Below are 12,935 nucleotides of genomic sequence, written 5' to 3'. Positions count from 1 at the left end.
GTTTATCCTCTTTGAGGGAGCAAGAGAGAGTTTCTTCCGACACCCTTGCCTTCGTCTACACGTTCCTATTCCCAAGGTCGTGACGGGAATTCCACCCGCTAGATACTGACCATGCCAGTCGCACCACACTTCAGAGTGGCTTCGACTTATGCTCAGCCAACGCTTACACAATCAAAGTGATCAGGCATATTGTCATAGTCCAAAAATAAAAAAATAATTAGAGCTATCACATTATCTGGCGATTGGGTATAATTTGCGATCGTATTTTAACTGAGCTAGCATTTTTTAAGGTTTTGCCGATGTTACTAAAAGTCAAAGAGCGCAGACGCGCGCGTTTTCATGCCGTGCAGGCTTTATATCAGCAATCATTAGCGCACACACAAGTCAACGAATTGAAACTACAGTTTTATGCTGATAATGTTGATCGTCATCCCGTTGAATGGGATTTTTTCTATCGTTTAATCGATGGTGTTGCTAAGCATAAAGAAGCCATTGATCAGAAAATCAATCATTATGCGATTAATGATTTATCGTCTATCAATCCGATTGATTTGGCGATTTTACGCTTAGGAGCTTATGAGCTAATCGATTGCTTAGATGTGCCTTATCAGGTGGTTTTAAATGAGTATGTTGATCAAGCAAAAGAGCTAGGCACTGAAGAAGGACATCGTTTTGTTAATGGGCTCTTGGACAAAATTGCCAAAGAAATGAGACAGCAGTAATTAATTATTGTAAGGCTTAACAAGTTTAGGAGAATATGCATCTTGGGTGCTGTTATTACCTACTTGCCCATCATTGTTGTTACCAAAGCAATATGCTTTTTGGTCGTTACTGACAAAGCAGTAGCCGCTATAAATCTTTTCAATGGTTTCGGAAACTGAAACCTCACCTTGAATAACTGCAACAGGTGTTCTTTTGCTTGAGGTATTACCTGTGCCAAGATTACCATCACTACCTTTGCCAAAGCAGTACAGTTTATTGTCAGCCTGTATGCACGTTGCTTTGGTTCTGACCATAACATCTTGCATAACAGCCGATGTTGGAATGGCGCCTGCATGAACTCTAACGGGTATTCTGCTATAGACTGTACTGTTATCCCCAAGCTGTCCATCACTATTTTCTCCCCAACAATAAACGTAGTTATCATTAGCTATTGCACAAGAGTGACCGCCTCCAGTAATTACTTTGGTATAATAAGCACCTTGAGTGAGATTACCCTGCGCAATCGCGACAAAACTATTTTTAGATTGAGTGCTATTATTCCCCAAGCGTCCGTTATCACCGTTGCCGCTACAATAGATCCAGTTATTGCTTGCAAGCACACAAGTATTGTCACCAGAAATACTAACTTGCTTGATAGTCTCTCCTGATGGGATGGCACCTTGTGGTACTGCGGTTGGGATATATAATTTAGTGTTTTGAGTACTTGCCCCAGCTAGCTCACCATTGCTATTGTCACCCCAGCAATATAACTTTCCGAGATCAGTTGTCGCGCAAACATGATCGTGACTGACTACAATATCTTGGTAGTTCAGCCCATCTTGTATCACTTTTTTGGGACTAGTTGTTGAAGTCAAAATATTATCATTAATACCTAATTGACCATTACGATTATTTCCCCAACAGTAAGCTTGACCATTGCTATCAAGTACACAGGTAGTATCAGTACCTGTTTCAATGCTATGAAGCGTCGCACCAACAGGAATCTCGCCTTGTGAAACCGCAACTGGTTTAGTTGCAGAACCTGAAAATGAGCTCCCTAATCTGCCGTTATCCGAGGCTCCCCAGCAATAGGCTTTGTTATCATGCCCAATACCGCAAGTGCCCAAGGAAGAGTAGCTACTAGATAGAGTCTTCCATGCATAACTTTGGATATTAAATTCAACGACAGAATTGCTGATTGCCATATCGTTATTGGCGTAAATATTAAGCGCATAACTGCCAACAGCTAATGATCCACTGGTGGTAACGTGCACTTGACAGGTTAGGCTTTGTTCAGATTGCGATAGGGTACAGATGCCACTCTCCGCGTCATCGATTAGAAGATCTGGTGAGCTTGAGCTAATGGTAAAGCTTTGATCGATTGCTGTTTCAGTAAACCAATTTTCAGGAGCATGAATCAAAAGATCAAAGCTCTCGCCAGCGACAACAGCGGTGACATTTTGACCGTTGGCAACAAGCTCAGCTGAAGCAATGCCATGATCAATAATGCTTACCGTACCGATATTAAAATCATTTTGTGCCAAGTTACTGTTATTTCCCATATCCAAGGCGAATCCATAGTCTGTAGGGAGGCTATTAGCAGAAACTTCTAAACCAATATAACAATAATTACCACTGGCAACGGCAGCACCACTTAAACAGCTTGGACTAAGACTGGAGTCAGTTAATTGTAAACCAGTTAGATCATCACCTGTAAGTCGATAATTAGCATTATCTGTTGAGGGTAACCAATCAACATAAGGTTCGTTGTTAATAATTTTTAAATCATAATGTTTAGTACTTGTTAGTGGAACATTAATAGCTGCCTCTGGTGCAGCATAGCTTAATTCATTAACAAAATTTGTTTTGAAGGACATCTCTAAGGTCGTTGTTAGTAGTCCAGATTCAATATTAGGAGTTAGTGTTAGATTAAAATAATTCCCTGACTGTTCATTGGCATCAGGTGTGACATCAAAAGCAACATAACAGGTTGCGCCACCTGCCAACGTCATACTATCTTCGCACAATGTCATCTCGGGAGACGAAGTTTGTTGCGACAAGGTAACTCCTGTAGGTAAATTGTGATCAAACGTTATAGTGTGCGCTTCATTTGAGGTATTAATTATGGGGATATAACGTAGACCAGCTTGGCTAAAAACAACTTCTTGGGTTAATAGCCCATCATCAAATGTCGGGTACAGCAGATTGTTAATGACTGGATAAAAAGTATCTATGGCGTTATTTGAACTAAAGCCAAACACCTTCTCTAATGAAGCATTAGGATTATTGTTATTTGTTACTTCTGCTTGATGTGCCACAAGTGCTTGCTGTAAATCTGCAATTGTTTTTCCTGCTAATAACGGTAATGTCACCGATTGTGTTTCATTCGCTGTCAATATTTTCATGTTATCAAGCGCTTGAAAATCAACGATATCCTGTAGCCACTGGGGAGAGGTGGCATCTAAATATTGCAGCACCTTATTAGTATTATTTGTTAAATTGATATGCAAGCCTTCTGTGTCAAACGTGATCACATTGCTAGGTGTTTGTGACAGCTGATTTAAATACACGAGCCCCTCAAGAGATGCATCTGGATCATTTAGATCAACAATATTGATCTGAGCTGTTAGCACATCTGTTGTTGAGTCAGCCCATAAAACCTTTACGCTAGTAATTTCACTCAATAACCCAAGGTCAGAGCTCGAAATATCAAGCTTGGCAGTGCAAGGGACATTGATTTTATTCCCAATTTGACAACTATATTTGACGCTTGTATCTAAAGTGTATGGTATGTCAAATGGTAGTTTAAAACCATATAATACCTTAGCTTCAAGAGGTTTCAAGAGCAAATAAATCGAGAGATCTTTTCCCGTTGTGATGGTTTTTGGCGTGTGTTCATTATCGATAGAAATGCCATTGCTAGAATATTGTGGTAGCATGATTTCATCAACAGTATTGCTATTGCTTATTACAAGTTTTAAAGGTTCAGAGTGTGCACTTTCTAAGGCAGGATTTATAATGAGAGAGCAGCTTGTGCCTGGTGATACAACCTTGCCCAAGAGACATGAAGAGGTGCTTAAAATATTAACTTGATTGCTAATGTCTACACCTGCAGCATCGTAGATTTTATAATCATCGATTAGCGTTGAAGGTTTGAAATTAACATTGCTATTATTGATTAACTTGATGATATTGTCGTGCTGGTGAATCAATGCGCTTAACGGGTCTACGTTTAGCTTTACATTTGTATCCATTGCCAATGTTGTGGTTATATCGTCAAGCTGATATTTTGAGTCGGTGGTGAAGGTGACATTAGTCTCAAAACTTGAAATACCGGTATTGCTAACATGTTGACCGACAATTAGTTTTACCTGACAGCTTGCACCAGCGGCAAGAGGTAGAGTGCACAAAGAGAAATCAGCGCTGACACCATCTATTTGTGGGGAGAATTGTGCATCAAGGTTATGTATTGGATCACTGGTTAGGTTTTTAAGTGTGATGATTTTCTCGAGATTATTGTCTGCATTGAGGTAATATTCGCTTTGGGTATTGTCAGCAGATAAAGTCATCAGACTAAAAGATGGTGTTAGATCGACTTTTTGCCCTTTTTGTTCATTGGTTTTAACGTATAAGAAATTGTTTATTGAGGCTTGATCTAGTTGATCTTTCCAAGTTTTTAATGCGGCAAGCGCCTCTGCCGAGTTATCCGTTTCAAATTTTAGCGTTGTAGCTTGTCCGCTTTTTAATGTTGTAATACTATTTAAAGCGTGGATATACCCGCGCACGGACTCAGGGAAAATGATTTGTGGGTTTTGTAATACTTTTGCCGATGTGTTAACGATTCCAATGGCTGTCTGTAATCCTGGAGAGAATGCGCCGACACTTGTGACTTGAATATCTGAGTGATTAAATACATCGTTACTCTCAGCTTTGAAGTCGATATCAATTGGTGTTGTTACGGTACCTGTGGTTGTTTCATAGACAAGTTGACCATGATAATTTGCATTGTCAGTTGTTGATGTGATTTCATAATGATCTTCACAATGTTCCCCAGCCTTTAGCTGTAATCCTTCATAGCAGCCACTATTGCTTTGAAGTATATTAGCTTGCACATCGCTTAATTGTGGTGAGAAGTATTTGGCAGTGATTTGTGCAGGTTCTGCGCTCATCCCAAAGGTTGAGATTTCTGCGCTAAGCTGTGTACTGTATAGTGCTTTCTCACCATTGATAACATTATCTGGAGTATCCATTGTTACTGCAGCATTGATTTTTGTTTGTGCTGTTGGTGTTGCTTCTTCTGAAGTCCCGCCACCTCCACAGGCTGCTAAAGATAAGCCACTGAGTGTCAGTGTGCATAGTGTGTAAAGTTTATTAAATTGAGCGATCTTTTTCATGATGTTTTCCTCAGAGTTGTTGCACAGAGCAAGGCAATAGATATGGCTAGCCTTGATTGGCTGTATTATGGTCAGTCTGTTTTTGGAATAATATGTCAGAGTATGCGCAGGGGTGTGCAAGTGTGCACCGAGGTCGATTGTGAATAGATTTGGTGTAGTTCGCTTTTTGCGGATAATTGACTATATTCAATGCATATCGATGAATGTGCACGCTAAGGAATGCAGTATGTATAATGATTTTTTTATTGATGCGGCTACATTGGTAGAGTTAGTTAAAGCTGGATCTATTTATGCTTTGGCTGAAGCAACAGGAGAACATAGAACAACGATTTCACGCAGAATACAGCGTTTGGAGTTTCATCTTAAAAATAACGTTATCAATAATAGAGGCGGGAAAATAGAGCTCACAGCTTATGGTATTGGGTTAATTCCACATTTGAACACGATGACTGATCAAGTGAGTCAGAGTTATTCGGCGCTAATTAATAAGTCAGAAGCTAATGCAACACAAATTCGCTTTTTTAACAACATTAGTATTTATTATTTTTTTCTTGAATCATGTCTTAAATCATTATTAAACATCGATCGCAAGCTATCAATTGAAATGGTGAGTTATAGCTATTATCAGATGCTAAATTTTGGTTTGATATCAAAGGCGTTATTTGATCAGTTTGATATTATATTTATTCACGAGTCACTTATTCACTTAATTAATGATCAAGAGTGGATTATGAAAATAAAGCTAGAAACTATTCATAAGTTATATGCAAGTCAATTATATTTAAAAGATCATTCATTAATCAATAGTATCAAGGATTTAAGCCAACATGTCTGCATCTATAATAATCTCTTCCCAACTAAGACATGGCTATTACGCGATGCTGATTCTGAGCATACCTTGAACATAGAACAAAGCATTGGTTGTGACTCGGTCATTATGCAACATAAGTTAACAAAGGCAGGTTATGGTATTAGTTTGATGCCTGAGTCAATAATAAAAGCAGATGGCGATCAAATAGTTAATATTTTACCGGAGTTTTCTAGTGGTTCTTCCGGTAGTTACTTTTTGGTGAATAGTGAGTCCTATAAAAACCCTATTATAAGAAAAGCTGTTGACGTTATTTCCTCATTCTTACAAACATCTAATTTCTGGCAATAGTTAATGAATGAATATCTCAATGAGTGGTATATGACGCTGTAAAATATTACCCAAGATGTATATAATCTTTTGAGCTTCAAATGCTTCAAATATAGGTTATAGACACGATGGAAAAAAAGGTAAGCCGCCTTCGTTGGCAAATGGATCGCGTATTTTGGTGTGATTTGTTATTGATAACAATCATTATGGCAATTGGCTTATGTCTTTATGGTCTGCCAGTACTGTTTACACCTGATGAAGGGCGCTATGCTGAGATTGCGCGTGAGATGGTCGTTAATCACCAATATATCGTGCCACACTTAGATGGCGTGATTTACTTTGAAAAGCCGCCAATGATTTATTGGTTAACAGCTTTATCACTCAAGATTTTTGGCTTTAATATTTGGGCGGCACGTCTGCCTAATCCAGTGTTATCCATTATTGGTGTATGGTTTGTATATATCATTTGTCGTATTGTCTATCAAAAGCGCCGTGTATCACTGTGGGCAGCATTAATCACGGGTACATCGATCTTATATTTAGGTGGCGGGCGCTATCTAAACCTTGATGCCGGTGTTGCCTTTTTCTTAACAATAACCATGCTGTCATTCTGGGCATCAAGACAATATCGCCAGACAAGTTGGCAAGCAAATATCTGGCTATTAAATGCCTTTATTTTCTCAGGGCTTGCGGTGATGACCAAAGGGCTCATTGGCATTGTGTTTCCGATGATGATTATCGGTTTATGGGCGCTTATCGTTGGCAGGTATCGACTGTTGTTAGATTACCGCTTATATCTTGGGTTAATCGTCGTTTTAATCATTTCAGTGCCATGGATTGTTGCGGTTAATAACGAGCACCCTGAATTTTTCCATTACTATGTGATTGTTCAGCAAATCTTGCGTTATGCAACGGATGAACAAGGGCGACAAATGAGCAAATTTGTCTATTTTGGTATTTTCATTATTGGTTTTTTCCCGTGGTTTGGCTTTTTACCACAAGTCTTTAAATCAGTTTTAACCAAGCTTAAAACGCGCAATAGACATGACAATGAATGGTTTTTATTTGTCTGGGGCATGGCAATTTTGCTATTTTTTGCGTTTTCAAAATCGATTTTAATGGGCTATTTAATTCCGGTGGTGACACCCTTTGCAATCTTGATCGCGCGACGCATTGACAAGATACTTAACGAATCGATATTACGTAAGTCAACCAAGGCGAGCATTGTTGTTGCCTTGGTGTTTTTCGTTATTATTGCAATTGCTTTTGTGATCTTGCCATTTATTCCTAACTTTGCGATGTTCTTTAATGAAATTGCAGGTTTCTATTGGCCTGCGGCTGTTGTCTCTCTTATCACTGCCATTGCTGGGTTTATTTATCTGAAGCGCAATAACCTCAAAGCGATTATGTTATGGTTTGTCTGTGCGATGATGATTATTTTAAATTTAGGTTGGTCAGGTTCGCAGTACTTTGCGCAAAAAAGTGTGCGTCCATTGACGAATATTGTCGCACCCTTGCTTAAAACCTACCCGCATGCCATTGTCGCAAATTATGGCGGTTATTATTATGATGCACAGTTCTATTTGGATCGGTTGACGTGGATTGTCGCTAATGAAGGTGAGCTTGCCAATACTGCCAAAATGCCAAACTCAGGTGCTGATAAGACATTAAGAACCGCAGATCAATTCTGGCCGGTATGGCAAAGCGATCACCGTGTTTTTGTCTTTACCGATGAGAATAATTACAACGCTTACTTTAAGGCAGGGCAGCCTTATCAAGGGTATTTGTTAGCAGAAACACCAAAGCGCTTTTTGTTAACCAACCACCCCTTAGCAGAATCAGCTTTTATGCATGGAGAGTAATGCAATGGATAAAAACTATCAGTATTTACACGATAAGTTCAAGTATATTAATGATCTTAATCACGCACTTGAGATGCTGTGCTGGGATGAGGATGTGATGATGCCGACAGGAGGCGCCAAAGCACGCAATAGCGCATTAGCCAGTCTCACAACAACCATTCATCAGCAGTTAAACTCACCTGAAGTGGCGAGTTGTTTGCAGGATATCGATGAAAGTGCTTTAGATCAATGGCAGTTGGCTAATATTAAGCATATGCGTAAAGCTGTTGTTAATGCGACGATTTTACCTGAGCGTTTAGTGGCAGACTTGGCAGTGACAACCAAAGAGTCGACACAAGCATGGCGCACGCTGCGTGGTCAAAACAATTGGCATGACTTCATGCCGCTTTTGAGCAAAACCGTTGCCTTGGTAAAACAAAAAGCAAAGATCAAAGCAGAGTATTATGGTGTTGATGCCTATGATGCATTGCTTGATGAGTTCTCCCCAGGTGTCAATAGACAATATATCGATCCGATATTTAATGAGCTTAAACACTTTTTGCCGCAAGCCATTCCAATGATTGTTGATAAGCAAAGAAGTAAGGTGAGTTTACCATTTAATCAAAGCTTTGCCATCGATAAGCAATATGCCTTATCACAAGATCTTATGCGTGTTATTGGCTTTGATTTTAACCATGGTCGCATTGATACTTCACAGCATCCTTTCTGTGGTGGGGTGCCTTCAGATGTACGCATTACCACGCGCTACAATGAACATGACTTTTTATCCAGCGCCTTAGCGGTATGTCATGAAACAGGACATGCCTTATATGAAATGGGTTTGCCGCAAAAGTATATTACACAACCTGTAGCCAAAGCATTGGGCATGGCAGTGCATGAGAGCCAATCATTGCTTGTTGAAATGCAAGCATGTAGTGGCCCTGAGTTTATCGGTATTCTCTCGCAATATGCACAACGTCACTTTGGTCAAAATGACAGCTTATCAAAAGGTAACTTGATGAAGCATTTATTAAAGGTGAGACCTGATTTTATCCGTGTTGATGCCGATGAAGTCACTTATCCACTGCATGTGATCTTGCGCTATGAGATTGAAAAAGCACTTTTTGCTGATGAAATTACTGTGGCAGATTTGCCGGCTATTTGGCAAGAGAAGATGAGCGATTATCTTGGGGTCGATACGACGAATAATTATAAAGATGGTGTCATGCAGGATGTGCATTGGTCATCTGGTGATTTTGGTTATTTCCCATCCTATGCCTTGGGAGCGTTATTGGCAGCGCAATTATTTGCCGCAGCGAAGCACAGCAATCCAGAAATCATGCCAAGTATTGCGCAGGGCAATTTCAAGCCATTAATGAGCTGGCTTAATCACAATATTCACCAATATGGCTCGCTATATACGTTTGATGAGTTGATCACAAAGGCTAGTGGTAAGAGTTTAGATGCGAGTGCTTATATCGCGCATGTTAAAGCGCGCTATATGTAGCCTTTGAATTTTAGAATTGCTGAACACCGGCAACTTGCCATAAATGCTCACCATCTTTGCGTGTGAAATGCCAGATTTCTTCAAAGTTTTGCCAGTCACTATGCGCATCTTCTTTGACTTGTCCAACGAACATGACACTCGCAATATATTGATTTGCTTGACGATCACAGCTCATGACTTTGCAGCTTAAATCTTTAAATTGTGCTAATTCATCATTGTGCTCGATGTCATTTAAGACACTGTGATAGAGATCTTCAGTAATGTAGCTTCTGATCTTTTCAAGACCTTCTTTATTGTTTAAAGCTTGTAATTGGTTGAATAAGTTTAACGCTTGGTGATTAAAGACGGTTTCAGGTGTGCCATCAGCTAATTGACCATTAACGATGCCATTACTTACTGGCGCTGAGTGGTTGTGTTCAGTTGCACTTTCTTGCGCATTGCCTGTGAAGGCATTAGCAGCGGTATGCAATGGTGATGCTTGGTTAGGTGAAGCATTATCATTGCTATTTTGCATTTGTTGCTGCATGGCTTTCCTACGCATAAAGAAAACAAAGAGTGCAATCAATGCGATAACGATAAGTAGTCCTGTCATACCGTGCGCGCTAAAAAGCCAAGCAAAAAGTGCACCCAATCCAAGGGCGGTTAAGATTTTGCCAAAGGTGCCCATGCCACCTTTTGTCTGAGCAGTGCTGCCAGCTGTGCTATTGTGTGTTTGTGTCGGTGCTGAGCGACTATAACCATGGCTTGAGCCACCGCCAAAACGCTTAGCTTCAGCTAACTGAAAGCCTGACATCGCTAACAGCATAAATGAGAATATCACGCCAATTTTCTTAAGCATCGTATCGTATCCTTTGGTTTTGCTAAATGAAATCTTGCCAATCATAACCAAAAGCTGCCGTAGAAACTAGTTGAATATTTCAGCAGGGTGGTTACTCTTTGATTCTGTTAGTCAGAGGGTGATTTAAAAATAAAACGTGCGTATAAATAGCTAATGGTAATGAGAATAAAGCCAAGACATAAAAACGAAAGAACGCGATAAAGTCCATCAAGCGCCGATGCGTCATATAGAAAAATTTTAGCTGTTGATAGCATGACAAGAACAAAGGAGATATAGCGCAATATTTTCCATTGCCATTTAATTGCAAGCGCTAATAATATAATACCTAGCAATAGCCAGATAATTGAGTAGCTGTAGATTTCACTATAAGTAGTTGCGCCAAGCAATAGCTTATTGGGGTGAAAGAAGAAGCGAATATTTAGATTTAGCCAAATGAAAACAATAATGGCTGCGGCATAATCTAAAACAAAAATATATTTACTCGATAGATAATAGCGTCTTTGAATATATATCCATAGTACGGGGCTAAGATAGGCAAAAGTCAGGAGGTTAAAAACGGTTACACCATCAACATAAGTACCAAATAATGGGTTGTTGATTACGACAATAACGACAATAAAATAGCAGAAACTAAAGAGATTTAATGTATGCGCTGCCTGAGTCACAAAGACCAGACGATATCTTTGACCAAGCCATAGCACAATATAGCCAAGCATCCAAAATAAGTTGATGATTAATGTGTGCTTTAATAATGGCAAGATGTGTGTGTTGAAGTTGAAGCACTTTTGGATGAATAGATACGAAAATAATGCAGCAAGCAAGTAACTATAGAGTGAAAATACTTTAACAAGATCTAATGCCTTGGATTTAAAGTGGTAAATACTGGCAAAGGCAAACAATAAAGCGGGTACGGCTACTTCTAAAATTGCCCATGATGAAAAGAGTTGAGAATGCAGTAATGGTGTTTTTAAGATGTGAAGATTTATCAATAAATAGCGCATAAAGCTTAAGGTATATAGTGCAACAAAAATAAGACTAATCCATTTAAAAATGGGTAATCTGCTATGATAGAAAATCCACGAAATAACAGCTGCTTCTGCCGCAAATATAAACGCTAGGTGATGGTAATTGCATAGGATAGCTATTGCAATGCTAATTGAGAATGTCAGTCCTAAGATAACAAAGGCAAGACTGAGGTTCTCAGTAAGGCTCAATTGCAATATGCACCAAATAATCGTGGCATAATAAGCGGCAAAAAGCACAGCAATCAAGCTCCATATGACTTGATTTAACATTGGAATCTCGGAGAAATCCGGCAAGGTAAAGTAACCTACAAGAAAAAGTACGCTAAGTGACAGCGTCATTAAGAAACTAACTATATGTCGATTTTTGAGATAATAAAAAAGCCAGAAATAAAATGCCGCACTGATTATTGTGATTGCTATAAGACAGGTTGATAAAATACCATGCTGTGAGAGTTGATAGGTATGCAAAAGGGCAATATAACTAAAGATGCTAATTAGCAGTAACGGCGCATAGAAGTAATAATGCTCTTTTAGTCTAAAAGCGATAAAAGCATAGATAAAGACTGCAAAAAAGGTAACCCAAATGATGAGTTCAGTTGGCATGAGCAATAAAAGCAGCATAATGATTATTGTATTAGCGACAAACCCTAGATGATTGACGAATGCACTTGCTGTTGTGAGACGCTTATAAGCATATAAGCTATGCTTGCCATTGAGGATTTCGTGTGCATGTTTAAGTTGTGGATAGCTTGCAATAAAGATCGTTATAGCGTTGAGTGTAGCAAAGATGCTTAACCAGAATGCTTGATCTTCGGCAAACCAGAAGATAATCCAAGCAAAGTACCACGTCGTATTGAGTGCTGTAACGACAAGTGCTACACGCCACCAGTTTTGAGCGCGACATAAACACATAAAGCTCAGCAGTATAAGGTATAAATACAAGCAAAGAAGCACAGATGAAATACCTGTTTCAGCAGCAAGTACTGGCATAATAATCGCACCAATAAAGCCTATAATCGCAATGGGTTGCCCAAATCGTAAAGCGCTAAGCAGCGCAATAACCGTGATGGCAATTACTGCAATGGCGGCAACAAAAAGAGGCATGAGTTGATAAATGGATACAGCAACATAAATGCTGCCGTATAAAGTGGCAATTCCAATTCCAGATAACGCCTGTGCAATTCTTTGACCATTTGCCATGCTGGGCTGGCGCAATCGTATCCAGTTGGCGATGAATAATACAGAAATGCCAAAAATAGAGGCAAGGGATAAGCGCGTAAACGGGGGTAAGTAGGCTATATTGTAATGAATATTATTCTACCCCAAAGTGTCAATACAGTTTTTTAAAAATTCTTATTCCTACACATGTCATGCAACCTGCAATGTTTTTTGCGCCTGACTTTTAAAGTCAATAGCACCTTCTTTGTACACGTTCATTGGTTTTTTGTATCCCAAACTTTCATGAAATCTACGGTTATTATAAAAATCAA

General features: G+C 39.3%; 7 protein-coding genes. 4 read left to right on the top strand and 3 right to left on the bottom strand.

Features of this window, described 5'->3' with window-relative positions:
* Positions 1 to 299 precede the first annotated feature (299 nt).
* Positions 300 to 722 (top strand): transcription antitermination factor NusB, encoded by a 423-nt coding sequence (nusB, locus tag DNJ75_RS13160; protein ID WP_117003917.1) that lies wholly within the window; start codon positions 300 to 302, stop codon positions 720 to 722.
* Here the strand turns inward: nusB and DNJ75_RS13155 are convergent, their stop codons facing one another.
* Complete coding sequence (locus DNJ75_RS13155; protein ID WP_117003916.1) at positions 723 to 5,096, bottom strand: RCC1 domain-containing protein; 4,374 nt, start codon at positions 5,094 to 5,096, stop codon at positions 723 to 725.
* A 226-nt stretch (positions 5,097 to 5,322) separates the two neighbouring features.
* On the opposite strand from DNJ75_RS13155, the gene DNJ75_RS13150 reads away from it, so the two are divergent.
* The 3 genes from DNJ75_RS13150 to DNJ75_RS13140 all read left to right on the top strand — a co-directional run bounded on the left by DNJ75_RS13150 (position 5,323) and on the right by DNJ75_RS13140 (position 9,582).
* Positions 5,323 to 6,255 carry a LysR family transcriptional regulator gene (locus DNJ75_RS13150; RefSeq protein ID WP_170137237.1) on the top strand — a complete coding sequence of 311 codons (933 nt, stop codon included), beginning with the start codon at positions 5,323 to 5,325 and terminating at the stop codon, positions 6,253 to 6,255.
* Positions 6,256 to 6,362: 107 nt separating this feature from the next.
* Entirely contained in the window at positions 6,363 to 8,096 is a 1,734-nt protein-coding gene (locus tag DNJ75_RS13145; RefSeq protein WP_117003914.1) for a phospholipid carrier-dependent glycosyltransferase, read from the top strand.
* Positions 8,097 to 8,100: 4 nt separating this feature from the next.
* Complete coding sequence (locus tag DNJ75_RS13140) at positions 8,101 to 9,582, top strand: carboxypeptidase M32 (RefSeq protein ID WP_157968342.1); 1,482 nt, start codon at positions 8,101 to 8,103, stop codon at positions 9,580 to 9,582.
* A gap of 10 nt (positions 9,583 to 9,592) precedes the next feature.
* Here the strand turns inward: DNJ75_RS13140 and DNJ75_RS13135 are convergent, their stop codons facing one another.
* Positions 9,593 to 10,420: a hypothetical protein gene (locus DNJ75_RS13135; protein ID WP_150469096.1), complete on the bottom strand. Its 828-nt coding sequence runs from the start codon at positions 10,418 to 10,420 to the stop codon at positions 9,593 to 9,595.
* 107 nt (positions 10,421 to 10,527) lie between these two features.
* Complete coding sequence (locus DNJ75_RS13130; RefSeq protein WP_267897273.1) at positions 10,528 to 12,744, bottom strand: DUF2339 domain-containing protein; 2,217 nt, start codon at positions 12,742 to 12,744, stop codon at positions 10,528 to 10,530.
* Positions 12,745 to 12,935: the final 191 nt, after the last annotated feature.

Source organism: Cysteiniphilum litorale (assembly GCF_003428165.1).
GTDB lineage: Bacteria > Pseudomonadota > Gammaproteobacteria > Francisellales > Francisellaceae > Caedibacter > Caedibacter litoralis.
The sequence above is the reverse complement of the archived record's forward strand: the minus strand, read 5'-3'. Positions and strand labels throughout refer to the sequence as shown.